Source organism: Streptomyces sp. NPDC111507, assembly GCF_055638955.1.
The window spans coordinates 83,957-109,420 of sequence record NZ_JBVKBU010000011.1 but is presented as its reverse complement, the minus strand read 5'-3'; the positions used below and the strand labels follow the sequence as shown (position 1 = coordinate 109,420).

Annotated in this window: 23 protein-coding genes and 1 riboswitch; of the genes, 18 read left to right on the top strand and 5 right to left on the bottom strand. The window is 71.3% G+C overall.

Annotation, left to right across the window (positions count from 1 at the left end; all coding sequences use genetic code 11):
• Positions 1-137 precede the first annotated feature (137 nt).
• From ACZ7M2_RS34925 to ACZ7M2_RS34905, 5 genes are all read left to right on the top strand, one after another.
• Positions 138-2,447, top strand: a complete 2,310-nt coding sequence (locus tag ACZ7M2_RS34925) for a sensor histidine kinase (protein ID WP_471598719.1) — start codon at positions 138-140, stop codon at positions 2,445-2,447.
• On the top strand, positions 2,437-2,907 hold the full coding sequence (locus tag ACZ7M2_RS34920; RefSeq protein WP_471598718.1) for a roadblock/LC7 domain-containing protein: 471 nt from the start codon (positions 2,437-2,439) through the stop codon (positions 2,905-2,907). Before ACZ7M2_RS34925 ends, ACZ7M2_RS34920 begins: the two co-directional genes overlap by 11 nt.
• A gap of 7 nt (positions 2,908-2,914) precedes the next feature.
• On the top strand, positions 2,915-3,295 hold the full coding sequence (locus ACZ7M2_RS34915) for a DUF742 domain-containing protein (RefSeq protein WP_403694961.1): 381 nt from the start codon (positions 2,915-2,917) through the stop codon (positions 3,293-3,295).
• A gap of 252 nt (positions 3,296-3,547) precedes the next feature.
• Positions 3,548-4,336: a carbon-nitrogen hydrolase family protein gene (locus ACZ7M2_RS34910; protein WP_471598717.1), complete on the top strand. Its 789-nt coding sequence runs from the start codon at positions 3,548-3,550 to the stop codon at positions 4,334-4,336.
• Positions 4,337-4,400: 64 nt separating this feature from the next.
• Positions 4,401-6,110 carry a flavin monoamine oxidase family protein gene (locus ACZ7M2_RS34905; protein ID WP_471598716.1) on the top strand — a complete coding sequence of 570 codons (1,710 nt, stop codon included), beginning with the start codon at positions 4,401-4,403 and terminating at the stop codon, positions 6,108-6,110.
• A 160-nt stretch (positions 6,111-6,270) separates the two neighbouring features.
• Here ACZ7M2_RS34905 and ACZ7M2_RS34900 read toward each other — a convergent pair whose 3' ends face one another.
• On the bottom strand, positions 6,271-7,203 hold the full coding sequence (locus tag ACZ7M2_RS34900) for an LLM class F420-dependent oxidoreductase (protein WP_471598715.1): 933 nt from the start codon (positions 7,201-7,203) through the stop codon (positions 6,271-6,273).
• A 58-nt stretch (positions 7,204-7,261) separates the two neighbouring features.
• Positions 7,262-7,966, bottom strand: a complete 705-nt coding sequence (locus ACZ7M2_RS34895) for a DUF5995 family protein (protein WP_471598714.1) — start codon at positions 7,964-7,966, stop codon at positions 7,262-7,264.
• Positions 7,967-8,108: 142 nt separating this feature from the next.
• Between ACZ7M2_RS34895 and ACZ7M2_RS34890 the strand changes: the two genes are divergently transcribed.
• On the top strand, positions 8,109-9,299 hold the full coding sequence (locus ACZ7M2_RS34890; protein ID WP_471598713.1) for a glycoside hydrolase family 6 protein: 1,191 nt from the start codon (positions 8,109-8,111) through the stop codon (positions 9,297-9,299).
• On the opposite strand, the gene ACZ7M2_RS34885 is transcribed toward ACZ7M2_RS34890, so the two are convergent.
• A complete protein-coding gene (locus tag ACZ7M2_RS34885) occupies positions 9,281-10,675 on the bottom strand; it encodes a uracil-xanthine permease family protein (RefSeq protein WP_471598712.1) in 1,395 nt (464 codons plus the stop codon). The genes ACZ7M2_RS34890 and ACZ7M2_RS34885 overlap by 19 nt on opposite strands.
• A gap of 121 nt (positions 10,676-10,796) precedes the next feature.
• On the opposite strand from ACZ7M2_RS34885, the gene ACZ7M2_RS34880 reads away from it, so the two are divergent.
• Together ACZ7M2_RS34880 and ACZ7M2_RS34875 are read left to right on the top strand one after the other, a co-directional pair.
• The gene (locus ACZ7M2_RS34880; RefSeq protein ID WP_471598711.1) at positions 10,797-12,062 is read left to right on the top strand and encodes an alginate lyase family protein; all 1,266 of its coding nucleotides are present in this window, start codon (positions 10,797-10,799) and stop codon (positions 12,060-12,062) included.
• Positions 12,063-12,160: 98 nt separating this feature from the next.
• Positions 12,161-12,622, top strand: coding sequence for an acyl-CoA thioesterase (locus ACZ7M2_RS34875; RefSeq protein WP_471598710.1), 462 nt, complete (start codon positions 12,161-12,163; stop codon positions 12,620-12,622).
• Here ACZ7M2_RS34875 and ACZ7M2_RS34870 read toward each other — a convergent pair.
• Positions 12,582-13,784: an MFS transporter gene (locus tag ACZ7M2_RS34870; RefSeq protein ID WP_471598824.1), complete on the bottom strand. Its 1,203-nt coding sequence runs from the start codon at positions 13,782-13,784 to the stop codon at positions 12,582-12,584. The genes ACZ7M2_RS34875 and ACZ7M2_RS34870 overlap by 41 nt on opposite strands.
• A gap of 129 nt (positions 13,785-13,913) precedes the next feature.
• Here ACZ7M2_RS34870 and ACZ7M2_RS34865 point away from each other — a divergent pair, with 129 nt between their 5' ends.
• The 10 genes from ACZ7M2_RS34865 (at position 13,914) to ACZ7M2_RS34820 (ending at position 23,161) form a co-directional block, all read left to right on the top strand.
• Positions 13,914-15,164: an ROK family transcriptional regulator gene (locus ACZ7M2_RS34865; protein ID WP_471598709.1), complete on the top strand. Its 1,251-nt coding sequence runs from the start codon at positions 13,914-13,916 to the stop codon at positions 15,162-15,164.
• Between the two features lie 316 nt (positions 15,165-15,480).
• Positions 15,481-15,611, top strand: a riboswitch (FMN riboswitch).
• A gap of 152 nt (positions 15,612-15,763) precedes the next feature.
• Entirely contained in the window at positions 15,764-16,399 is a 636-nt protein-coding gene (locus tag ACZ7M2_RS34860) for a riboflavin synthase (RefSeq protein ID WP_054236274.1), read from the top strand.
• Positions 16,396-17,040, top strand: coding sequence for a nicotinamide mononucleotide transporter family protein (locus ACZ7M2_RS34855; protein ID WP_471598708.1), 645 nt, complete (start codon positions 16,396-16,398; stop codon positions 17,038-17,040). The genes ACZ7M2_RS34860 and ACZ7M2_RS34855 overlap by 4 nt, the downstream gene beginning before the upstream one ends.
• Complete coding sequence (locus ACZ7M2_RS34850; protein WP_471598707.1) at positions 17,037-18,326, top strand: bifunctional 3,4-dihydroxy-2-butanone-4-phosphate synthase/GTP cyclohydrolase II; 1,290 nt, start codon at positions 17,037-17,039, stop codon at positions 18,324-18,326. Before ACZ7M2_RS34855 ends, ACZ7M2_RS34850 begins: the two co-directional genes overlap by 4 nt.
• Before the next feature lie 22 nt (positions 18,327-18,348).
• Positions 18,349-18,834 (top strand): 6,7-dimethyl-8-ribityllumazine synthase, encoded by a 486-nt coding sequence (ribH, locus tag ACZ7M2_RS34845; protein ID WP_352049238.1) that lies wholly within the window; start codon positions 18,349-18,351, stop codon positions 18,832-18,834.
• Between the two features lie 34 nt (positions 18,835-18,868).
• Positions 18,869-19,141, top strand: coding sequence for a phosphoribosyl-ATP diphosphatase (locus tag ACZ7M2_RS34840; RefSeq protein ID WP_054236279.1), 273 nt, complete (start codon positions 18,869-18,871; stop codon positions 19,139-19,141).
• 57 nt (positions 19,142-19,198) lie between these two features.
• Complete coding sequence (gene hisG, locus ACZ7M2_RS34835; protein WP_075027511.1) at positions 19,199-20,056, top strand: ATP phosphoribosyltransferase; 858 nt, start codon at positions 19,199-19,201, stop codon at positions 20,054-20,056.
• 17 nt (positions 20,057-20,073) lie between these two features.
• Positions 20,074-20,529, top strand: coding sequence for a PH domain-containing protein (locus ACZ7M2_RS34830; protein ID WP_471598706.1), 456 nt, complete (start codon positions 20,074-20,076; stop codon positions 20,527-20,529).
• A gap of 203 nt (positions 20,530-20,732) precedes the next feature.
• Complete coding sequence (locus ACZ7M2_RS34825; RefSeq protein WP_471598705.1) at positions 20,733-22,067, top strand: hemolysin family protein; 1,335 nt, start codon at positions 20,733-20,735, stop codon at positions 22,065-22,067.
• A complete protein-coding gene (locus ACZ7M2_RS34820) occupies positions 22,064-23,161 on the top strand; it encodes a hemolysin family protein (RefSeq protein WP_471598704.1) in 1,098 nt (365 codons plus the stop codon). The genes ACZ7M2_RS34825 and ACZ7M2_RS34820 overlap by 4 nt, the downstream gene beginning before the upstream one ends.
• Positions 23,162-23,252: 91 nt before the next feature.
• On the opposite strand, the gene ACZ7M2_RS34815 is transcribed toward ACZ7M2_RS34820, so the two are convergent.
• The gene (locus tag ACZ7M2_RS34815) at positions 23,253-25,118 is read right to left on the bottom strand and encodes an AAA family ATPase (RefSeq protein WP_471598703.1); all 1,866 of its coding nucleotides are present in this window, start codon (positions 25,116-25,118) and stop codon (positions 23,253-23,255) included.
• Between the last annotated feature and the right edge of the window lie 346 nt (positions 25,119-25,464).

The following is a 25,464-nucleotide window of genomic DNA, read 5'->3' as shown; positions in this document are numbered from 1 at the left end:
GAGCGGCGGTCCAGGAAACCATTGCGGTGCGGGCGCGCCATCACGTAGGTTGATCCGCGCCCGCTACCAGCGAGTAACACCGATGGGTAACCAACCGTCGCCCGGCCACTCGACCGTCCTGTCGTCCTGGGGAGTCCATGCGCTGGTCCTTCGGCCGTCCCGCCACGGTCCGTACGCGCATCGTGGCGCTCGCGCTCGCACCGGTGGTCGCCCTCATGGTGCTGTGGAGCTTCGCCATGGTGTCCGTCACCGGCGAACTGCGCGCGCTCGTCCGGGTCCAGGGGGTGTACGACGACTTCGGGACGCCCGTCGACACGGCGATCGGCCAGATCCAGATCGAACGGCGGCTCGCGGCCGCCTATCTGGGCGCCGGCCACGGCACGGCGGCGGCCCTCGACCTGATGGAGCAGCAGCGCCGCACCGACCGCGCCGTGACCGCGATGCGGACGGCGATCCGGGACGGCGACCGCGGGCGGCTCTCCGGCAGGCAGCGGCAGGTGCTCGACGCCGTGCTGCGCTCCTTCGACGGGCTGGAGGGGCTGCGGGAGCGGGTGCTCTCCCGTGCCATCAGCTGGGACCGGGCGGTCACCGAGTACGGCGCCCTCGTGGAGCCGGGCTTCGACGTCCAGTCCGCCCTCACCGCGCTGCAGGCCGGACAGTTGGCTCGCGAGGCCCAGGTCGTCATCGAGCTGGTGCGGGTCAGGGAGTTCGTCTCGCGGGAGGACGCGCTCGTCGCCGGGGCGCGAGCCGCCGGATCGCTCACCGACCGCCAGTACGACACGCTCACCGCGACGATCGAGGACCGCCGGGTCTTCGAGCGGACGTATGTGCCCGACCTCCCCGCCGACTCGCGCGCCCTCTTCGAGGAGTTCCAGCGCGGCTCCCTGTACCGGGAGCTGACCCGGGGTGAGGACGCGCTGCTGCGGGCGGGCGCACGGGGTGCGGGGGAGGCCGTCGCGGCCGGCTCCTGGCGCACCACCACCGACCGGGCCGTCAAGCGGTACATGCAGTTGTGCACGCGGTCGGCCGTCAACTCCGCCGAACGCGGACGGGCCTTCGCCTACCGGGAGCTGGCCAAGGCGGCGATCGTCGGTGCACTCGGACTCGCCGCCGTCGGACTGTCCCTGTGGCTCGCCGTGCGCGGCGCCCGGCGCATCTCGCGCCGCCTGGAGACCCTCCGGGACGCCGCCGACCTCCTCACCACCCGCCAACTGCCCGACGTGATGCGGCGGCTCGGCGCGGGCGAGGACGTGGACGCCGCCACCGAGGCACCGCCCCTGGCCGACGGGGAGGCGGGAGCCGACGAGATCGGCCAGGTCGGCCGCTCCTTCAACACCGCCCGTCTCGCGGCCGTCGAGGCGGCCGTCAAGCAGGCCACCCTGCGCCGCGGGCTGTTCGCGGTGCTCCTCAACATCGCCCGCCGCAACCAGGCGCTCGTCCACCGCCAGCTCAAACTGGTCGACACGCTGGAGCGGCGCACCGAAGACCCGGACGTCCTGGACGACCTGTTCAGGATCGACCACCTCACCACCCGGATGCGGCGCCACGCGGAGAGCCTGATCATCCTCTCCGGCGCGGCGCCCGGCCGCAGATGGCGCAGGCCCGTACCGGTCGCCCGTGTGGTGGCCTCCGCGGTGAGCGAGATCGAGGAGTACGCGCGCGTCGTGGTCCCGCCGATGCCGGAGGTGGGCGTGGCGGCGGACGCCGTCGCCGACGTCGTCCACCTGATCGCCGAACTCGTCGAGAACGCCACCGTGTTCTCACCGCCCCGGACCCAGGTCACCCTGCGCACCGGCCGGGCCGGGGGCGGGTTCGTCCTGGAGATCGACGACCGGGGCCTCGGTCTCGAACCCGAACAGATCGAGGAGGCCCACCGCACCCTCACCACGCCGGACGACTTCGACCCGACCCGGCACGACCGGCTCGGGCTGTACGTGGTGGGGCGGCTCGCCGCACGGCACGGCATCGAGGTCACGCTGTGCCGGTCGCCGTACGGCGGTACGACGGCGGTGGTGCTGCTGCCGGAGACGGTCCTCGCGCCGGTCGACCCCGAGCGGCCGGGGCCGGCGGCGGACACGGACCCGCGGGCACTGCCGTCGCGCACCTCCCGGACCTCGGAGACTTCCCGGAAGGGCGCCGCGGTCCTTGAGAAACAGCGGGAGGCACCTGAGCGGCACGCGGACCGTGTGCCCAAGAACGCTCCCGCCACGAGCCCGCCCGCGCTGCCCACCCGCGTCCGGCAGACCTCCCTCGCCCCCGAACTGCGCACCGAGGGCCCCGCCGCCGACGAGCCGTCGCAGCGCGAGGTCACCCCCGAGGAGGTCCGCGCGGTCTTCGGCGCCTTCCAGCGCGGCCTCGACCGCGGCCGCAAGGGCCTGCCCACCGGGCCCGGATCCGAGCGGCGAACCGACACCGAGGAAGGGACGGACGCCGACGATGCTCCGTGACCAGACCCCCGAGCACTCCGACCGGGCCTCCGAGCCCCAGGACAGCACCCCCGAACCGCCCGGCACGGACCTCGGCTGGCTGCTCGACGACCTCGTGGCCAGGACCGACCACGTCCGCCAGGCCGTGCTCCTGACCGCCGACGGCCTCCCGCTGAGCTGCTCGGACGGCATGCGCCGACGGGACATCGAGCACCTCGCCGCCGTCTGCTCCGGCTTCCACAGCCTGGCCCGCTCGGCCGGTGAACGCTTCGCCGCGGGGGAGGTGCGCCAGACCATGGTGATGCTCGACGACGCCTACCTCTTCATCACCCCGGCGGGCGACGGCAGCCGGCTGGCCGTCCTGAGCGAGGTGCAGACGGACGTCGGACAGCTCGCCCACGAGATGGCGTTGCTGGTGCGCCGCGTCGGCCGCCACATGGCCGCCGCCGTACGGTCGGCCGCCGACCCCGCGGGCCCCTGACCCGGCCGTGACCGACGACCACTGGTACGAGGACGAGACCGGGTCGATGGTGCGGCCCTACACCGTGACCCGGGGCCGTACCCGGCCCTCGGACCGGCACACGATCGATCTGATGTCGCGGGTCACCGCCCTGAGGACGGAAGAGGGCCGGCCGGGTGTCGACCACGCCGGCGCCGCCCTGCTGGCCCTGGTGCGCCACGGACCCCGGCCGGTCGTCGAGCTCGCCGCCGACGCCGACCTGCCCCTGACCGTCGTACGCGTGCTGCTCGGCGATCTGGCCGAGGCCGGTCTCGTACGCATCGACGCGCCCCGGCGGCCGGAACAGGGCGGCCCGGCGGCCGACCCCGAGCTGCTGCGCGAGATCGTGGAGCGACTGCGCGCGCTGTGAGAACGGGACACGGGCCGTGCGGCCGGGACGGCTCGGCACGGCAAGGTCGCGTCGGCTCGTGACGGCGTCTGTGACCTGCGCCTCAAGGGTTTTGGGCCCCGCCCGAGGGCGCGCAACGAATCGCCGCCGGAGGCGGGGCGCACGCAACGATTCGTCCACCGGCGCGCAACGGCTCCTCCTTGTCCCCCCGAGCCCCCCGCCCGTACCGTCTAAGCAGCCCCCGACACCCCTCCGTACCCGTGAGGACCACGCATGCGCACAGCCCTGCTCCAGAGCTCCGGCCGCCCCGGCTCGGTCGTCGAGAACCTGAAGGTCCTCGACGAGGCCGCGGGCCGCGCCGCCGCTGCCGGCGCCGGGCTCGTGGCGGCGCCGGAGATGTTCCTCACCGGGTACGCGATCGGCGACGACATCGCCCGCCTCGCCGAGCCCGCCGACGGGGACTCCGCCGACGCGATCGCCGCGATCGCCACCCGCCACGGCGTCGCCGTCGTCTACGGCTACCCCGAGCGCGAGGGCGAGACGGTCTACAACTCCGCGCAGCTCATCTCCGCCGACGGCACCCGCCTCGCGAACTACCGCAAGACCCACCTCTTCGGCTGCTTCGAGCGCGACCACTTCACGCCCGGCGAGCAGCCCGTCGTCCAGGCGGAGCTGAACGGCCTCCGCGTCGGCCTCATGATCTGCTACGACGTCGAGTTCCCGGAGAACGTCCGGGCGCACGCCCTCGCCGGCACCGACCTCCTCGTCGTGCCGACCGCGCAGATGCACCCCTTCCAGTTCGTCGCCGAGGCCGTCGTCCCGGTGCGCGCCTTCGAGAACCAGATGTACGTCGCGTACGTCAACCGGGTAGGTCCGGAGGGCGAGTTCGAGTTCGTCGGACTGTCCACGCTGGCCGGCCCCGACGGGATCGCCCGTACCCGGGCCGGACGCGGTGAGGAACTCGTCCTCGCCGACGCCGACCCCGGCTTCCTCGCGGCCTCGCGCGAGGCGAACCCGTATCTGAAGGACCGCCGCCCCGGCCTCTACGGGTCGCTCGTCTGACACCCGGCCGTCCCCCGGCGCCTCGCCTTCCCTCACCAGCTTTCCCGCAAGGAGTCCGTACCCCATGACGTCCACGGTGCCCACCGCCGTCCAGCACGCCGACGCGCAGCAGCCGCCGATCACCATGTTCGGCCCGGACTTCCCGTACGCGTACGACGACTTCCTCGCCCACCCGGCGGGCCTCGGCCAGATACCCGCGACCGAGCACGGCACCGAGGTCGCGGTCATCGGCGGCGGCCTGTCCGGCATCGTGGCCGCCTACGAGCTGATGAAGATGGGCCTCAAGCCCGTCGTCTACGAGGCCGACGAGATCGGTGGTCGCCTGCGCACCGTGGGCTTCGAGGGGTGCGACCCGTCGCTGACCGCCGAGATGGGCGCCATGCGCTTCCCGCCCTCCTCCACCGCCCTCCAGCACTACATCGACCTGGTGGGTCTGGAGACCCGGCCGTTCCCCAACCCGCTCGCGGAGTGCACTCCTTCGACGGTCGTCGACCTCAAGGGCGAGTCGCACTACGCGACCACCGTCGACGACCTGCCGCAGGTCTACCGCGACGTGATGAACGCCTGGAACGCCTGCCTCGAAGAGGGCGCCGACTTCTCCGACATGAACCAGGCCATGCGTGAGCGCGATGTGCCGCGCATCCGCGAGATCTGGGCGAAGCTCGTCGAGAAGCTCGACAACCAGACCTTCTACGGCTTCCTCTGCGACTCGGACTCCTTCAAGTCCTTCCGGCACCGCGAGATCTTCGGCCAGGTCGGCTTCGGCACCGGAGGCTGGGACACCGACTTCCCGAACTCGATCCTCGAGATCCTGCGCGTCGTCTACACCGAGGCCGACGACCACCACCGCGGCATCGTCGGCGGCTCCCAGCAGCTGCCGCTGCGCCTGTGGGAGCGCGAGCCGCAGAAGATCGTGCACTGGGCCTACGGCACCTCGCTCGCGAAGCTGCACGACGGCGCCCCGCGCCCGGCCGTGACCCGGCTGCACCGCACCGCGGGCAACCAGATCACCGTCACCGACGCGAACGGCGACATCCGCACCTTCAAGGCGGCGATCTTCACCGCCCAGTCCTGGCTGCTGCTCTCCAAGATCGCCTGCGACGACTCGCTCTTCCCGATCGACCACTGGACGGCGATGGAGCGCACCCACTACATGGAGTCGAGCAAGCTCTTCGTGCCCGTGGACCGGCCGTTCTGGCTGGACAAGGCCGTCGACGACAGGGGAAATCCGACGGGGCGTGACGTCATGTCGATGACGCTCACCGACCGCATGACCCGCGGGACCTACCTCCTCGACGAGGGCCCGGACAAGCCCGCCGTCATCTGCCTCTCGTACACGTGGTGCGACGACAGCCTGAAGTGGCTGCCGCTGTCCGCGAACGAGCGGATGGAGGTCATGCTGAAGTCGCTCGGCGAGATCTACCCGCAGGTCGACATCAGGAAGCACATCATCGGCAACCCGGTGACCGTGTCCTGGGAGAACGAGCCCTACTTCATGGGCGCGTTCAAGGCCAACCTGCCCGGCCACTACCGCTACCAGCGCCGCCTGTTCACGCACTTCATGCAGGACGCACTGCCCGAGGACAAGCGGGGCATCTACCTCGCAGGCGACGACATCTCCTGGACGGCCGGCTGGGCCGAGGGTGCCGTGCAGACCGCGCTGAACGCGGTCTGGGGCGTCATGCACCAGCTGGGCGGGGCGACCGACCCGACCAACCCCGGGCCCGGCGACGTCTACGACGAGATCGCGCCGGTGGAACTGCCCGAGGACTGAGCGCTCCGCTGGAAGTGCGGGGAGGTGCCGTCGATCGTCCGCGGCTCCATCGTGGCCGGTCGCGCAGTTCCCCGCGCCCCTTCAGGGCGCTGCCGAACCGCAGCGGACTTCGCCCGACCCGCTTAGGGCCTGACCGGGCCGGCCTTCGCGGGGCGGCCGGTCAGATTCCGGCCGCGCGCGCCGCCGTGTACACCTCGGCGGCCAGGTCCTTGAGTTCCTCGGCGTCCCGCGGGCCGTCCTGGAGGTCGACGAAGTACTCGTCGAGGCCGATCTCGGCGTACGGCACCAGGTCCGACACGATCTGGTCGACGTTGCCCTGGAAGGGCTGGCGGTCCGCGCCGTCGTAGGCCTTGGCGGAGTAGCGCGTGTTGATCCGCGCCACCGACTGGATCGGCTCGGTGCGCCCGCGCTCGGCCGCGAAGTCCTGCACCTGCCGCCACTGGGCGGCGAGTTGGTCGGCGCCTCCCTGGGCCACCGGCTGCCAGCCGTCGCCGCGGTCCACGAGCCGGGTCAGCGCCTTCTTGCTGAAGGCGGGCAGCAGGATCGGGATCGGCCGGGCGGGCTTCGGGGCGACCACGGCCGACTCGATCCTGGTCAGGCGGCCCTCGTACGACACCGGGTCCGGGCCCCACACCGCGCGGCACACGTCGAGGACCTCGTCCAGGACCCGGCCCCGCTCCTCGAATGGCGCCACGCCCGCCGCGGCGTACTCGTCGAGCGACCAGCCGGTACCGAGACCCGCCACGACCCGGCCGCCGCTCGCCGCGTCCAGTGTGCCGAGGGCCCTGGCCAGCTGGAACGGGCCGTGCAACGGGGCGACCAGGACGCTGGTGCCCAGCCGCGCCCGCTGCGTGGCCGCCGCGGCCAGCGTCAGGGTCACCAGCGGCTCGGCGACCCCGCGGTAGGAGTCGGGCCAGGGCAGGTTCGGGACGCCGTACAGCCCCTGCGTGGCGGGGTCCGGGAACAGGGCGCGCTCGAACACCCACAGGCTCTCGTAGCCGATCTCCTCAGCCGTGCGCGCCACGTCCGGGACGTCTCGACCGATGTCGTACTGGCGTGTTTGAGGAAGACTCAGACCCAGCCGAGCAGCCATGCTTGTGCTCCTTCGCGTCAGGCACGTGAACCGTGAACGTAGCGCGTACGAGCGTGAGTTACACGCCGTACGCGGGGATATGGCCGGATCCGTCCCCCAGGGGCGTGAGCAGCATCCGGCCCGCCAGACCGACGGCGGCGCCGAGACGGTCGGCGAACTCCTCGGCGAGGTCGGGGAGTCCGCGCAGCGCCCACAGGGCCCGCGCCGCCGACCAGGCCGCGTCGCGGGCCCTCTCCAGGCTCCACGAGCCGAGCAGGTGGGTGAGCGGATCGGCGATCTGGAGGAGGTCGGGGCCCGGCATCAGATCTTCGCGGACGCGCTCCTCCAGCGAGACGAGGAGGTCACCCACGCGCTCGAACTCGTCCTCCAGGTCGGCTGGTTCGCAGCGGAGCGTACGGCAGGTGTCCACGACGGCGAGCGCCAGATCGTGTCCGATGTGCGCATTGATGCCCGCGAGCGCGAACTGCAGCGGGCGTACTCCCGGATGGCGCCGGAACTGGAACAGGGGGCGCCAGCAGGCGGGCGGGGACCCCTCCTCGGCCACGCGCAGATAGCGCTCGGCGAAACGTACATCCAGCGTGACCGCGGCCTCGCCGTCCGGGAATTCCCCTGCGTCCAGGCGCCGTTCGACCTCCTCCGTGACGGTGAGGTAGACGCGGTTGAAGACCGCGATTCCGTCCCGCTCCGGCAGGGTCGCCGCCAGGGTGCGCATCCGGGAGGCGATGGCGTCCACGGGGGTGGTGAACTGTTCCAACTGCGTCATGGGGGCAGGTTCCCAGTCCTAGGCTGACCGGAGTCGCCGCCTGGCCGGGCGCATCCCCAGAACGGGGGAACCCGCCCGTGTCGTCAGGCGCGGATGTGGCCGGGAGCGGCGGAAACGTGGTGGGAACCGGGGGGAGCGGTACGTGTCAGGCTTACGTGCGCGGCGCCTGGCCGCACGCAGGGCCGAGCGCAGGCGGGCGGCCCGGCGCGCGGCCATGGTCGCGGCGGCCTCGGTGGTCGTGGCGGTCGGCGCGGTGACGGGGACGATGTCCGCCCTCGACCGCGAGCGGCCCTCCGACGACGCCCGACCGCTGGTGACCCGCTCGCCCGGCCTCCGCCCGCCGCCCGCCGTGCCGACGCCCTCCCCGCCCGGGACCTCCGCCGCGCCGTCCCCGTCCTCGTACCACCCGTCCCCGAAGCCGAGCCCGACGCCCTCCCCGAGCAGGAAGGCCCCGGCGACCGTGGCCGCCCCCGCCCTGCTCTACAGCCACCCCGACTCCCAGGTCCTGGACTGGGTCGCGTCCCACCCCGGCGACCACCGGCGCGCGGTCATCGAGTCCCGGATCGCCGACCGCCCGGCCGCCGTCTGGTTCGCCGACTTCACCCCCGCCACCATCACCGCGCGGGTCAGGGCGGTGACCGCGGGCGCCGCGGCCGAGGGCCGGGTCCCGGTCGTCGTGCCGTACGCCATCCCGCAGCGCGACTGCGGCGGGGCCTCACAGGGCGGCGCACCCGACCTCGCCGCGTACGACGGCTGGATCGACGACTTCGCGGCGGGCCTCGGCGACGACGAGGTCATCGTCATCCTGGAGCCCGACTCGGTCGCCCAGGCCGGCTGCCTCCCCGCGACCGACCGGGCCGCCCGCTTCGCCTCGCTGGCCCGCGCCGGCCGCGTCCTCAAGGCCGCCGACCCCCGGGCCCGCGTCTACTACGACGCCGGCCACTCCGCCTGGAACCCGGCCGGCGAGCAGGCCGCGCTCCTCGCACGGGCGGGCGCCGCCTCGGCCGCCTCCTCCGACGGCGTCTTCACCAACGTCTCCAATTTCCACCGTACGAGCGACGAGATCGCGTACGCCCGGCAGGTGCTGTCCGCGCTGGGCGGCCCCGTGAGTCTCGGCGCCGTCATCGACACCAGTCGCAACGGCAACGGTGCCCCGGCCGACGGGGAGTGGTGCGATCCGGCGGGCCGGAAGATCGGCCGGGCGCCGACCCTGAACACCGGGGAGGCCAGGATCGACGGCTATCTGTGGGTGAAGCTGCCGGGGGAGTCGGACGGGTGCAAGGGCACACCTGGAACGTTCTCGGCGGAGTACGCCTATGAGCTGGCGCGCTGATCGTCCGCCTCGTCGTACGAGGACGTGCCGGAGTCCAGCAGTGGCTTCTGGGTCTTGAGATGGGCCGGGGCCATCGCCCGCAGCGCGTGGTACCCGGTGATCACGACGAGCGTGCCGAGCGCGATGCCGCTGAGCGAGAAGTTGTCCGTGAACTTCAGCGAGACGCCACCGATGCCGATGATGACGCCCGCGGCGGCCGGCACCAGGTTCAGCGGGTTGCGCAGGTCGACCCGGGCGTTGAGCCAGATCTGGGCGCCGAGCAGGCCGATCATGCCGTACAGGATGACGGTGATGCCGCCGAGCACGCCGCCCGGGATCGCGGCCACGATCGCGCCGAACTTGGGGCAGAGGCCGAAGAGGAGGGCGAAGCCCGCGGCGGCCCAGTAGGCGGCCGTGGAGTAGACGCGGGTCGCGGCCATCACGCCGATGTTCTCGGAGTACGTGGTGTTGGGCGGGCCGCCGACCGCCGTGGAGAGCATCGAGGCGACGCCGTCCGCGGAGATCGCGGTGCCCAGCTTGTCGTCCAGCGGATCGCCGGTCATCTCGCCGACGGCCTTGACGTGCCCCGCGTTCTCGGCGACCAGCGCGATCACGACCGGCAGCGCGACGAGGATCGCCGACCACTGGAAGGACGGGCCGTGGAAGGACGGCAGCCCGATCCAGTCCGCCTTGCCGACGCCGGAGAGGTTTAGCCGCCAGTGGTCGGTGAGCTTGCCGCTCGCGTCCACCGAGTGGATCTTTCCGAAGACCCGGTCGAAGACCCAGGAGATCCCGTACCCGAAGAGCAGGCCCAGGAAGATCGCGATCCGTGACCAGAAACCGCGCAGACAGACGACCGCCAGACCGGTGAGCAGCATGGTGAGCAGGGCCGTCCACTGGTCCTGCGGCCAGTACGTGGACGCCGTCACCGGCGCCAGGTTGAAGCCGATCAGCATGACGACCGCGCCCGTGACGATCGGTGGCATCGCGGCATGGATGATCCGCGCCCCGAATCGCTGCACGGCCAGGCCCACCAGGAACAGCGCGACGCCGACGACGAACACCGCGCCCGTCACCGTGGCGCTGGTGCCGCCCTGCGCGCGGATCACCGCGGCGACGCCCACGAAGGAGAGCGAACAGCCGAGGTAGCTGGGCACCCGGCCGCGGGTGGCGAGCAGGAAGATGACCGTCGCGAAGCCGGACATCATGATCGCGAGGTTCGGGTTCAGACCCATGAGCACGGGTGCCACGAACGACGCCCCGAACATCGCCACCACGTGCTGGGCGCCGAGCCCGATCGTGCGCGGCCACGAGAGGCGTTCATCGGGGCGGACAACCGCTCCGGGCGCGGGCGTCCGCCCGTCGCCGTGCAGTTTCCAGCGCACGCCGAGGTCCATGGTGAGTTTCGCTTTCTTCGTACGTGAAACTTTGTCCGGACCATTGTCACGGGTACCTGGTGGTTCTAGGCTCGCACGGTCTTACTCATGAACTGCGTTCATATTTCTGATCGGAGGCTTGATGAGTGCGCGACCCCGTCTGGCTGTCCTCCTCGCCGCCGTGGCCACCTTCGCGGCGGTCGTCGTCCCCTCCGCCTCGGCCCACGCGGCGCCGAAGGCCCCCCGGACCGTCGTCCTCGACGGCGCCCGGCTCCAGCAGACCCGACTCCGCCTCGACCGCGGGGATCCCCAACTGAAGCGCACGCTCAAGGACTTGACGGTCCGCGCCGACAACTGGCTGCCCCAGGGCCCCTGGACGGTCGTCGACAAGCCCAAGCCCGCCCCCGGCGGCGACGTCCACGACTACCTGAGCCAGGCCCCGTACTGGTGGCCCTCCCAGCCCAAGACCGCCGACAACCCCTGGGGCTGCCCGTACGTCCAGCGCGATGGCCAGCGCAACCCCGAGGTCGACACCGGCACCGACCGTCAGGACGTCGAGAAGGTCTTCGACTCGACGTACGACCTCGCCCTCGCCTGGTACTACACCGGCAGGAAGCAGTACGCCGAGAAGGCCGCCACCGTGCTGCGCACCTGGTTCCTCGCCCCGGCCACCCGGATGAACCCGAACCTCGACCACGGGCAGTTCATCCCCTGCAAGTACGACGGCCGGGCCATCGGCATCATCGACTTCTCGCAGTCCTACACCAGTGTCCTGGACGCGATCGCGATCCTGGAGACGGGTGCCCCCGGCTGGTCGAAGAGCGACCGCACCGCCATGCGCGCCTGGAACACCGACTTCCGCGACTGGCTGGAGAACAGCGCCTTCGGCGGCGAGGAGGGCGCCGCCAAGAACAACCACGGCACCTTCTACGACATGCAGCTCGCCGCCCTGGCGTACGCGACCGGCGACGAGGACCTCGCCCGCCGGACCGTCCTCGGCGCCGAGCCCAAGCGGATCGACCCGCAGGTCGCCGCGGACGGCAGCCAGCCCCAGGAGCTCACCCGCACCCGCAGCTGGCACTACTCGACCTTCGACCTCGTCGCCTACACCCGCCTCGCGGCCATCGGCCGGCACGTCGGCGTGAACCTGTGGCGGTACACGGGGCCGGACGGCCAGACCCTGGCCAAGGCGGTCGACTATCTGCTGCCCGCCGCGACGGGCGCCGCGCCGTGGCCCTACCCGGAGCTGGAGTTCCACCGCTACGCGGCGAGCGACATCGTGCACGCGGCGGCCGACGCGGGGGACCGGGCGGCCCAGGCCGCGGTGCCGAGACTGGAGACACCGCCCGGCGGCGACCTGTGGACACTGCGGCCCGCCGCCGAGCAGCTGGACTCGATCGCCGGCTGACCGGGGGCATACGAACACCCTGATCAGGGGCTCCTGAGCGGCCGCTTAGGATGGAGGTGTCCCCACCGTCTCCACCGGCACCCTCAGGAGCCCCGCCCGTGACCGCCGAAGCCCCCGCAGCCCCCGCCCTCTCCTACGGGCGGCTCCTCCCCGTCACCGTCCACTTCGACGACCTGGACGCACTCGGCCTGCTCCACAACGCCCGGTACCCGGTCATGGTCGAACGCGCCTGGACAGCCCTGTGGAACGACCAGGGCTTCCTGGCCTACGAGGGCGACTGGGGGGCGGCGGGCGACTTCTGCAACGCCGTCAAGGAACTGCGGATCAGCTACGAGGCCCCGGTCAACCGCCCCGGCGAGTACGCCGTCCACCTCTGGCTGGAGCGTCTGGGGAACACCGGACTGACGTACGGCTTCCGCTTCTGCTCGGCCGACGGCGCGCTCACGTACGCGCACGGGACACGGGTCCTCGTCCGGCTCGACGCCGCGACGCTGCGCCCCACGCCCTGGAGCGACCGCTTCAGGGCCGTGGGTCGGGAACTGCTGCGGTCGCGGGACTGACCTTGGGCCGGTCGCGCTCGCCCGCGCGCAGCACCCCCGCGAACGCGGCAAGGCCGCACGCCAGCACCGTGACCAGCCCGAACGACACCACCAGACTCGTCGCCTGCGCCAGAGTGCCGATCGCGCTCGGCGCGACCAGGCCGGAGGTGTACGTGATGGTGGCGACGCCCGCGATGGCCTGACTGGGGTTGGGGCCGCTGTGCCCCGCCGCCGCGAAGCAGAGCGGGACGACGACCGCGATGCCGAGACCCATCAGCGCGAAGCCGCTCATCGCCACGGCCGGATGGTCCGCGACGACGACGAGCAGCCCGCCGAGCACGGCGAGACCGCCGCCGGCCCGCACCGTGCGCACCGCGCCGAACCGGTTGACCACCGCGTCGCCCACGATCCGGGCCAGTGCCATGGTCAGCATGAATCCGGTCGTCGACGCGGCCGCAAGACCGGCAGAGCTGCCCAGCTCGTCCTTCAGGTAGACCGCCGACCAGTCCAGACTGGCACCCTCCGCGAACACGGCGCAGAAGCCGACCGCCCCGATGAGCAGGGCGGACTTGGGCGGCAGCGCGAAGCGCGGCGGCGGGGCCTCGTCCTCGGTCGGTCGCAGGTCCAGCACCCATCGGCAGGCGGTCAGACCCAGGACCGTCAGGACCCCGGCCGCCAGCGCGTGGTGCAGGCGCGCGTCCGAACCGAGGTGCGCGGCCAGGGTGCCGCCCGCCGAGCCGACCAGGGCGCCCGCGCTCCACATGCCGTGCAGCCCCGACATGATCGACTTGCCGAGGCGGCTCTCGATCTCGACGCCGAGCGCGTTCATCGCCACGTCCGCCATGCCCGCCGACGCGCCGTAGACGAAGAGGGCCGGGCACAGCGTGTAGATGTTCGGCGCGAGGGACGGGAGGATCAGTGACAGCGTCCACAGGGACATCAGCCCGCGCAGCGCGGTACGGGCGCCGAAGCGGTGGCTGATGCGGCCCGCCAGTGGCATCGCGACGGAGGCACCGATCGCCGGGAACGCGAGGGCCAGTCCGAGCTGGCCGGTGCTGACGGACGTGTGGTCCTGGATCCAGGGGACACGGGTCGCGAACGAGCCCGTCACCGCTCCGTGCACGGCGAAGACGGCAGCCACGGCGTACCGCGCCCGCTTCACCTCACGCAGGTCGTAGACCATGTAACCCATCTTTCCCGCTCCTCCAGGCTCTGCTCCCCGCGCTGCCGCCGTAAACTATCAGGAACCCTGCCTGATAGATAGATGATTTACTGGCCACCGACTGCGCGACTGATCTGGGAGGATCCCGGCATGCCCGCATCACCGAGCACCGCCCGGGCCATCAACGACCGCCTCGCCCTGCGCCTGCTCCAGCAGGAAGGCCCCCTGACGGCGGGACAGTTGAAGCAGCTCACGGGACTGTCCCGGCCCACCGTCGCCGACCTCGTCGAACGCCTCACGGCCGCCGGACTGATCGAGGTGGTGGGGGAGTCGGGGGAACAGCGCCGTGGCCCCAACGCCCGTCTGTACGGGATCGTCGCCGACCGGGCCCATCTCGCCGCCCTCGACGTCCGCACCGAGGGCGTCTCGGTCGTCGTCTCCGACCTCCTCGGCAGGGAGCTGGCCCGGGCGTCGGTGCCGATCGCGGACGACACCGGCACCGGGCCCGCCGTCGAGCAGGCGGTCACGTTGGTCGAACGCGCGGCCAAGGAGGCCGGGGCGGAGCGCCTGCACACCGTCGGCGTCGGGGCCCCCGGCCTCATCGACCCCGCCACCGGCGAACTCCGCGACTCCTCCGGCCTGCCCGAGTGGCACCGCCGTCTGGTCGCCGCCCTCCAGGAACGGCTGCCCGCCCGTGTGATCGTCGAGAACGAGACGAACCTCGCCGCCCTCGCGGAGCAGCGTGACGGCGCCGCCCGTGACCGCGACACGTTCGTCCTGCTCTGGCTCGGCCACGGCACCGGTGCGGCCGTCGTGCTCGACGGCAGACTCCGTCGTGGGGCGTCCGGCGGCACGGGCGAGATCGGGTTCCTGCCGGTGCCGGGCACGTCGACGCTGCCCTCGGCGACGGACTGCGAGGGCGGTTTCCACTCCCTGGCGGGGTCCGCCGCGATCGTGGAACTCGCGGCCGGCCACGGGCTGGTGGCGACAGCGGTGTCTCCCGGCGAACCAGAGGCGGCGGCGCTGGTGAGGCAAGCGGTGGCGGCGCTTGCCTCCCCCTCTCCTTCGCGCTCCCCCTCCCCTTCCTCTTCCCCCTCCCCTTCTCCTTCGGCTTCCTCCGGAGCCGACCGCTTCCTCTCCGCCCTCGCCGACCGCCTCGCCATCGGCGCGGCGTCCGTCGTGGCCGTTCTCGACCCTGGATGCGTGGTGCTCGGCGGTGAGGTGGGGCAGGTGGGCGGTGAGGTGCTGGCCGCGCGGGTCGGTGAGCGACTCACCCGGATGTCCCCGCTGCCGGTCGAGGTGCGCGCGAGCGTGCTGGGCGGCGGCGCGGTACTCCGCGGAGCGCTCCTGACGGCCCGGGAGTCGGCCCAGGACGAGCTCTTCGCGCCACGCTCCCGGTGATTCGATGCGGGCGCGCCCCGGAAGGGGAGACCCGGCGGCGGGGCAAGGGCCTCCGTCACCGCCGCCGGGCCGCTCAAGGGGCGAGTGCGACACCTCGGCTTCGACAAACCATTGATCATGGACCTTAAGTGGACTAGACCAGGGCGGTCAATGGGTGCGGACCAAGGGGCGATCGCGTCAAGCACGAGGAGTCTCGCGGGAGTTGACCTGCCGCGATGCGCCGGAGAAGTCCATCCGGACGACCTGTGAGGCACCCCACAGGCGATCGCTCGCATGGACGTGGATCAGACGTGGCACACTGATGCTGTACCAGAAGCAGCGCACTCCGGGGTCGGTGAAAGTCCGAACCGGCGGTTATAGTCCGCGACCCGGTCGCTTCCAGCGGCCGGTTGACCAGGTGAAATTCCTGGACCGACGGTTAAAGTCCGGATGGGAGGCAGTGCGCGGCGGGCGGGCATTCGTGCGCGCTGCCGTTTGTTTCGGCACGTCCTTCGGGACGTGCCGCCCATGCGGCTCGCTCCCGGTGTCGCAGTCCGCTCATTCTGTCGTCATCGACAGGCCCCGGAGTCCGTGCCCCATGAGGCAGGAGGACCCGGGAAGTGTTCACCGGAATCGTCGAAGAGCTGGGTGAGGTCACCGCCGTCGAAATTCTCGACGACGCCTCCCGTTTCCGTCTGCGTGGCCCCGTCGTCACACAGGGCGCACAGCACGGCGACTCCATCGCCGTGAACGGCGTCTGTCTCACGGTCGTCGAACACGAAGGCGACGAATTCACCGCCGACGTCATGGCCGAGACCCTGGACCGCTCCAGCCTCGGCGCCCTGACCGTCGGCTCCCGCGTCAACCTGGAACGCCCGATGGCCGTGGGCGAGCGCCTCGGCGGCCACATCGTCCAGGGCCACGTCGACGGCACGGGCACGGTCATCGAGCGCAAGCCGTCCGAGAACTGGGAGATCGTGAAGATCTCCCTCCCCGCGGACCTCTCCCGCTACGTGGTCGAGAAGGGCTCCATCACCGTCGACGGCATCAGCCTGACGGTGGTCGACGCGGGCCCGGACTTCTTCACCGTCAGCCTCATCCCCACCACCCTCGACCTGACCACGCTCGGCCACAAGCAGGCAGGCGACCCGGTCAACCTCGAGGTGGACGTGATCGCCAAGTACGTCGAGCGACTGCTCGGCGCCCGTGGCGAGCAGCCGGTCGCGCTGCCCGACACCCAGGGGAGCGGTCGGTGAACTGGCTGAACTCCGAGGCGTTCACGCTCCTCGGACAGCACATCAAGTGGTCGGACATGATCGGCAACATCATCGGTCTGATCGGCCTCGCACTCGGCTGGCTGCGCTCCATATGGAGCTGGCCCGTACAACTCCTGTCCGGCGTCGTCCTCTTCGCGGCCTTCGCCAGCGGCCATCTCTCCGGCAGCGCCGGCAAGCAGGTCGTGGTCATCGTCGTCGCCGTGTGGGGCTGGTGGCAGTGGAACCGCGGCAAGGCGGAGGGCCAGGGCGGCCACATCTCCGTACGGTTCGCCACCTGGCGCGAGCGCGCCTACATGGTGGCCGCCGCCGCCGTCGGCACGCTCGCGGTCAGCGGTCTGTTCCACGCGTACCCGACCCTGTCCTGGGACCCCTGGCCGGACGCGTACATCTTCGTCGGCACGATCGTCGCCATGTACGCGCAGGCCCGCGGCATGGTCGAGTTCTGGTTCGCCTGGCTGCTGGTCGACGTGGTGGGCGTCCCGCTCAACTTCGCCAACGGCTACGCCTTCTCCGGTTTCGTCTACGTCGTCTACGGCGCACTCGTCCTGTCGGGCATGCGCGACTGGTGGCTGCGCTCCCGCAAGGCCGGGCAGCCCGTCCTGGAAGGAGCCCCCGCATGACCGCGGCACCCGTCTGGTACAGCACGGACAATATCGAGGACTTCGCGCTCGACCCGGTCGAGAAGGCCATCGCCGACATCGCGGCGGGCCGACCGATCGTGGTCGTCGACGACGAGGACCGGGAGAACGAGGGCGACCTCGTCGTCGCCGCCGAGAAGGCGACCCCCGAGATCATCGCCTTCATGATGAGCGAGTGCCGCGGGCTGATCTGCGCACCCATGGAGGGCGACGAACTCGACCGCCTCCAGCTCCCCCAAATGGTCCAGAACAACACCGAGTCGATGAAGACCGCGTTCACCGTCTCGGTGGACGCCTCCGCCGCCCACGGCGTGTCCACCGGCATCTCCGCGGCCGACCGCGCCACCACCCTGCGGCTGCTGGCCGGCGGCGAGGCCGAGGCGGGCGACTTCGTGCGCCCCGGCCACATCTTCCCGCTGCGCGCCAAGCCCGGCGGTGTCCTCGTCCGCAACGGCCACACCGAGGCCGCCGTCGACCTCGCCCGGCTCGCGGGCCTGCGCCCGGCCGGCGCGATCGTCGAGATCGCCGGGGAGGACGGACGCATGCTCCGTCTGCCCGAGCTGATCCCGTTCGCCCGCAAGCACGGTCTGACGATCATCTCCATCGAGGACCTGATCGCCTACCGCCGCACCGCGGAGCCCACCGTCCGCCGCGAGGCCAAGACGCAACTGCCCACTGCCTTCGGCGAGTTCACGGCGTACGGCTATCGCTCCACCGTCGACGGCGTCGAGCACGTCGCCCTGGTGCACGGCGAGATCGGCGAGGGCGAGGACGTCCTCGTCCGTGTCCACTCCGAGTGCCTGACCGGCGACATCTTCCACTCGCTGCGCTGCGACTGCGGCCCCCAGCTCCAGACCTCCATGGAGCGCATCCAGGCCGAGGGCCGGGGCGTCGTGGTCTACCTGCGTGGGCACGAGGGGCGCGGCATCGGCCTGTTGTCCAAGCTGCGCGCCTACGAGCTCCAGGAGCGGGGCCGCGACACCCTCGACGCCAACCTGGAACTCGGCCTGCCCGCCGACGCCCGGGACTACGGCGCGAGCGCGCAGATCCTGGAGGACCTCGGCGTCCACAGCCTGCGCCTGCTGACCAACAACCCCGACAAGACCGACGCGCTGGTCCGGCACGGCCTCAAGGTCACGCGCCGGGAGCCGATGCCCGTACAGGCGGGCGAGCACAACCTCCGTTACCTGCGCACCAAGCGGGACCGGATGGGTCACGACCTGCCCTGGCTCGACACGGCCACCGTGTCCGCCTGCGGCAACCAGTAACAAGAAAGCACTGAGGAGAGACGTGAGCGGCAAGGGTGCACCTGAACTGTCCGTACGCAACTGCGGCGACCTGCGGGTCGCGGTCATCGCGGCACAGTGGCACGAAAAGGTGATGGACGGCCTCGTCAACGGCGCGCTGCGCGCCCTGCACGAGCTCGGGATCGACGAGCCGACCCTGCTCAGGGTCCCCGGCAGCTTCGAGCTGCCGGTCGTCGCCAAGGTCCTCGCGGGCCGCGGCTACGACGCGGTCGTCGCGCTCGGCGTCGTCATCCGCGGCGGTACCCCGCATTTCGAATACGTGTGCCAGGGCGTCACCCAGGGCCTCACCCAGGTCTCCATCGAGACCGGCGTCCCCATCGGCTTCGGCGTGCTGACCTGCGACACCGAGGAGCAGGCTCTCGACCGTGCGGGCATCGAGGGCTCCAACGAGGACAAGGGACACGAGGCGGTGACGGCCGCCGTGGCGACCGCGGCCACACTGCGCTCAGTATCCGAACCCTGGCACTGAGGCAGGGGCGGTAGCGCGTAGGGTGGGCGGCATCATGTCCAAGAAGACGTTCGAGGAGCTCTTCACTGAGCTCCAGCACAAGGCCGCCACCGGCGATCCCACCACTTCGCGCACCGCCGAACTGGTCGGCAAGGGCGTCCATGCCATCGGCAAGAAGGTCGTCGAAGAGGCCGCCGAGGTCTGGATGGCCGCCGAGTACGAGGGCAAGGACGCCGCCGCCGAGGAGATCTCGCAGCTCCTCTACCACGTTCAGGTGATGATGGTGGCGCGCGGGATCTCCCTCGACGACGTGTACGCCCACCTCTGAGCCGTAAACCCCGCAATCCCGTACGTATCGTACGCACGAACGAAGGAAGCCGACCTCATGCTGCGCATCGCCGTCCCCAACAAGGGTTCCCTGTCAGGCCCTGCGGCGGAGATGCTGCATGAGGCCGGCTACCAGCAGCGCCGGGAGTCCAAGGAACTGCGCATCGTCGACCCGGGCAACGAGGTCGAGTTCTTCTACCTCCGCCCCCGCGACATCGCGATCTACGTCTCTTCCGGCCGCCTCGACATCGGCATCACCGGCCGCGACCTGCTCATCGACTCGGGCGCCAACGCGGAGGAGATCCTCCCGCTCGGCTTCGCCCGCTCGACGTTCCGCTTCGCCACCAAGCCCGGCACCGCCAAGGGCATCGAGGACCTCGGCGGCATGACGGTCGCCACCTCCTACGAGGGCATCGTGGCCAAGCACCTCGCCGACAGCGGCATCGACGCCTCCGTCGTCCACCTCGACGGCGCCGTCGAGACCGCGATCGAACTCGGTGTCGCCGAGGTCATCGCGGACGTCGTCGAGACCGGCACCTCGCTGCGCAACGCGGGCCTCGAGGTCTTCGGCGACCCGATCATGAAGTCCGAGGCCGTCGTCATCCGCCGGGTCGGGGCCGACACCTCCGAGGACGCCGAGCCCAAGGTGCAGCAGTTCCTGCGCCGCCTCCAGGGCGTCCTGGTCGCACGGACGTACGTGATGATGGACTACGACTGCCGCGCCGAGCACCTGGAGAAGGCCGTCGCGCTCACGCCCGGCCTGGAGTCGCCGACCATCTCCCCGCTGCACAACGAGGGCTGGGTCGCCGTCCGCGCCATGGTGCCCGCCAAGGAGGCCCAGCAGATCATGGACGACCTGTACGCGCTCGGCGCGCGGGCCATCCTGACCACGGCCATCCACGCCTGCCGCCTCTGAGGACCCCGACCGAAACCATGCCCGACCTTCCCACGCTCCCCGTCACGTTCCGGCCGTCCCTCACCCGGGCCGTGCTGCTCACCGCGGGCGTCGCGATCTTCGTCGTCATAACGACGGTCGCGCTGCTCCTCGAACAGCTCAGCCCGGGGGAGAAGCTCAGCTTCGTCTTCATCGGCGCGCTGCTCTTCGGTGTCCTGCTGATGCTCTCGCGGCCCAAGGTCGTCGCCGACGAGACCGGCGTCACCGTGGTGAACATCACCAGCAGGCGACACCTGGAATGGGCGGAGATCCTCCAGGTCAACCTGCGCCCCGGCGACCCCTGGGTGTTCCTCAACCTCAGCGACGGCACCAGCCTGCCCGTGCTCGGCATCCAGCCGGGCATCGCCAAACAGCGCGCGATCCAGGACGCCCGCGCCCTGCGCGCGCTCGCCGAAGCCCGCTCCATCGGCGACCGGGAGCAACATCACGGCTGACTCTCGGCCTTCCACCCTGCCGTACGGGCCCATGTCTTGATTAATCTGTTGGCGGAGGCGTTTTCGTTGCGCCTCCGCCGCTGATGTTCCACCTGGTGACTCAGAGGCCCCCTGCTACCCGAGGAGTGACTCCCTCCAGCGATGGACGGATCGTCCTGTAGTACCTGCGCCGCCCCCTCCCGACATATCGAGGCGGCGGCATCATGACCATCCCCCTGCTGCTCCTTGGGGCGGCGTTCCTGTTGATCCTCGCCAACGGCTTCTTCGTGGCGGCCGAGTTCGGCCTGGTCACGGTCGAGCGGCCGGACGCCGAGAAGGCGGCGGCCGAAGGCGACCGACGGGCCGGTACGGTCGTCGAATCGCTCAAGGAGCTGTCCTTCCAGCTCTCCGGCACCCAGCTCGGCATCACCATCACCTCGCTCGTCGTCGGCATGCTCGCCGAACCCGCGCTCGCCGAACTGCTGCACGGACCCTTCACCGCGATCGGGCTGCCCGAGGGCGCCGTGTCCGGTGTCGCCGTGGTGGTCGGCATGCTGCTCGCCGCCGCCGTGCAGATGGTGATCGGCGAGCTCGTGCCCAAGAACTGGGCGGTCTCCAAGCCGCTTCAGGTCGCCCGCTTCGTCGCGGGTCCGCAGCACGTCTTCTCCCGCCTCTTCCGGCCGGTGATCGCCGCGCTCAACACCGTCGCCAACCGGCTCGTACGGGCCCTGGGTGTCGAACCCGCCGAGGAGCTGGCCTCCGCCCGCACCCCCGGCGAGCTTGTCTCCCTGGCCCGGCACTCGGCCCAGGCCGGTGCCCTGGAGCAGGACACCGCGGATCTCTTCGTACGGACCATCTCGCTCGCCGACCTGACCGCGCAGCACGTCATGACCCCGCGGGTACGGGTCAGCGCGCTCCAGTCCTCCGCCACGGCCGAGGACGTCGTCAACCTCACCCGCGCCACCGGCCTCTCCCGCTTCCCCGTCTACCGGGAGCGGATCGACGAGATCGTCGGCATGGCGCACCTCAAGGACGCCCTGGCGATCCCCTCCCAGGACCGGCTGCGCACTCCCGTCGGCCGGATCGCCCAGGCCCCGCTGCTGGTCCCGGAGACGCTGCCCGTGCAGCCCCTGCTCGAGCAACTGCGCAGCCAGCAGCCGATCGCCGTCGTCGTCGACGAGTACGGCGGCACGGCGGGCGTGGTCACCCTGGAGGACATCGTCGAGGAACTCGTCGGCGAGGTCCGCGACGAGCACGACGCCAAGGACCTGCCGGAGCTCGCCGCCGTAGCGCCCGAGGACGGGTGGCCCGCCTGGGACGCCGACGGCAGCTGCCGGGTTGACATCCTGCAGCGCATAGGCCTCGACGTGCCCGAGGGCCCGTACGAGACCGTCGCGGGCCTCGTCGCCGATCTGCTCGGCCGGATCCCGGCCCCCGGCGACAAGGCCGAACTGCCCGGCTGGCGTCTGTCGGTACGCCAGGTCGGACACTACCGGGCCGAACGGGTCCGGCTGGTCAGGACCGCCGACGCGGTTGCCGCGCCGGAGGCCGTCCGATGAGCGTGCTCCAACTCCTGTTCGCCGTGTTGCTGGTGCTCGCCAACGGGTTCTTCGTCGGCGCCGAGTTCGCGCTGATCTCCGTACGGCGCAGTCAGATCGAACCGCTCGGCTCCGCGCGGGCCCGCCAGGTCCTGTACGGACTGGAGCGGCTGCCGCAGATGATGGCGGCGGCCCAGTTCGGCATCACCGTCTGCTCGTTGACGCTCGGCGCGGTGGCCGAACCGACGGTGGCGCATCTGCTGGAGCCCGTCTTCGAGGCGGTGCACCTCCCCGAAGGGGTGATCCACCCCCTCGGATACGTCATCGCGCTCGCCCTCGTCGTCTTCTTCCACCTCGTCATCGGCGAGATGGTCCCGAAGAACCTGGCGATGGCCGCGCCCGAGAAGACGGCGCTGTGGCTGAGCCCCGGCCTGGTGGCCTTCGCGCGCCTGTGCCGTCCCGTCACCGTCGCCCTGGGCGCCTGCGCCCGCCTCATCCTGAAACTCTTCCGGGTCGAACCCAAGGACGAGGTCGAGGCGGTCTTCACGAGCGAGCAGCTCAACCGGCTCGTCGAGGACTCCGGTCAGGCGGGCCTGCTGGACCCCGAGGAGCAGGAACGCCTCGAAGACGCCCTGGAACTGGGCTCCCGCCCGGTCAACGACGTCCTCCTGGACCACGGCTCCCTGGTCACCGTCGGCCCCTCCGTCACCCCCGGCCAGGTCGTCGCGCTCACCGCCCGCACCGGGTACTCCCGGTTCCCGGTGGTCGCGGAGAACGGCGCCTTCATGGGCTATCTGCATGTGAAGGACGTACTCGACCTGGAGGAGTCCGAACGGGCGGTTCCCCAGCACCTGTGGCGACACATGACCACCCTGAGCTCCGAACTCCCGCTGGACGACGCCCTGACCGTGATGCGCCGCGCCGCGACGCACCTCGCGCAGGTCGCGGACGCGTCGGGGAAGGTTCTGGGTCTTGTCGCGCTGGAGGACGTCCTGGAGCTCCTCGTGGGCGAGGTACGCGACCCGGCCCATCGGGACGTCGGCGCTGCCGCTGTGGCCACGCCGCTGAAGGAACCCCGCCTCAGCGAGACCCCCGAGCAGGCCCTGGCAACCTGACGCCACCGTGTGGGGAGCTGTTCGCGCAGCTCCCCACACCCCTGAGAGCCTCGGTGGCCGATGAGGGGGTCTGGGGGCGGGGCCCCCAGGGTTACATTGCTGACGGATCCTGGGGGCCCCGGCCCGACAGCACCTCCCCGTACGCCTGCATGAGGTCCGGCAGCCGGAGTGTCGACAAATCGTCGCGGGAGGGCGTGTTCGGGTAACCGGAGAGACGCAGGTCCCGGTACGCGCAGCTCTTCTCGTACAGGGTGCGCAGGAACCGGCCGTTGCCGAGTTCGTCGATCCAGCCCTGATCGACCACGTGCCCGGCGATGGAGCGGAGCTCGTCGAGCGCCTCCTCGTCCCAGATGTCACCGTTCTCGGCGGCGAGCACCTCACCGATGGAGGTGAGTTCCAGGGGGCGGTAGGAGGGGAAGTCGACCCGGGTGGTGAAGCGGGAGGAGAGGCCGGGGTTGGCGGCCAGGAGACGGTCCATGCCCTCCGGGTAGCCGGCGAGGATGACCACGAGGTGGTCGCGGTTGTCCTCGGCCCGCTTCAGCAGCACCTGCAGCGCCTCGTCCCCGTACGCGTCCCCCTTGCCGTAGCCCGAGTTCGACAGCGCGTACGCCTCGTCCACGAAGAGCACCCCGCCGATCGCCGAGTCGATCAGTTCGTTGGCCTTGACGGCGGTCTGGCCGAGGTACTCGCCCACGAGGTCCGCCCGCTGCGCCTCCACGAGGTGGTCACCGCCGAGCAGACCGAGCGCGTAGAAGACCCGTCCGAGAATGCGAGCCACCGTGGTCTTGCCGGTGCCCGAGGGGCCGGAGAAGACGAAATGGCGCTTCGGCGGCTGGACGGGCAGGCCCTGTCCGGCCCGCAGCCGCGCCATGTTCAGCTGCGCCGACAACGCCTTGACCTGGCGCTTCACCGGCTCCAGCCCGACCATGCGCTCCAGTTCGGCGAGCGCTTCGTCAAGTAAGACGGGGTCGGTCGGCCCGGCCGGCAACGGCTGCACCGGTACCACGGCCTTCTCGCGCACCACATCGGTCTCCGGCGGCAACGCGCCCGGCGGGAGAGGATCGGGCTCCGAGAGTTTCAGGTCGCGGCCCTCGACGCCGAAGAGGGGATCGATTCCGTCGGGGCCGTCCATGACGTCCTGCCCGACCCCGGCAAGGGTGATCGCCGCGAGGTCGGCGGCGGCATCGTCGTACCCGTCGCCCTCGGAGATCGCGGCCAACCGGGCCGAGGTGTCCATGAAGGCCGGGTCGACGCGGTGCACCGCCCGGTACAGAGGCAGCGCGGCGGCCGACCGCCCGGTGCCCTCGTGGGCCCGCGCGAGCCAGTACCGCAGCTCCTTGCGCTGGGGCTGCTCGCTGCGGCAGCGCATCAGCGCGGAGGAGAGGAGCGGCTCCGCCTGGCCGAACATCTCCAGGCGGACCCGGGCCATGCCACCGAAGAGGCCGGCCTCTATGCCCAGCATGGGGTCGTCGATCAGCGGATCCGTGTGCCGGACCAACTGCTCCCAGTCCTTGACCAGATAGGCCCGGCAGGCATGCAGAAAGCGCACCTGATGATCGGCGTCGACCGGCGGCAGCCCCGCGAGGGCCCGGTCCAGCTCGGGCACATGGCGGCCGTCCAGCCAGTGCGAGGCGTGCGCGAGCAGCAGATCGCGCGGGCTCTCCAGTACCGGCTGCACCCACCAGCCCAGCCAGTACCAGGAGTTGAGCGTGCGCCGGTGGCGCGAGCGCTGCTCACCGAAGCGGTCCCGGTGCCGGAACATCCGCAGCAGCGCGGTCGTCGTGTCCACCCGCAGCGCGTGCAGTCCGAGCCAGCCGTCCGCCATGCCCGGGTCCATCCGGACCGCGGTGCGGAACTCCTCCTCCGCCTGCGGATAGGCCCCCATGGTGTAGGCGTCCACACCTCGCATCCAGGCGAGGTCGGCCGGGGCCTCCGGGCCCTGCATGCCGAAGTCCATCACGTCCCCCACAAACCGTGCCCCCGATGCTTCTCCGAACGGGCCGGTGCCCGTCGGCAGCTTTGGTCGAACCCCTGTGCCGCGGACGGGAGTTGCATCGGTGCGCAGAGCAGCCGTCCGAAGGTCGCACCGAGAGGCATCGTACCTGCGGTTCATGGGCGTGCCGAAGGGTGCCGCACGCCCCCGTTCCACGAGGTGGGAGCAGATGGGGCGCACTTGACTCGGTGACCGAGGGTGAGCGAATCGCGGCGCGGAGCGCCCGAAAAGGGAGGGTGTGGGCAGAACGAAGCCCCCGATCACGGGGGAACAACCGGGGGCTTCGCGACTGCGGGCGGCTTCGAAAGAC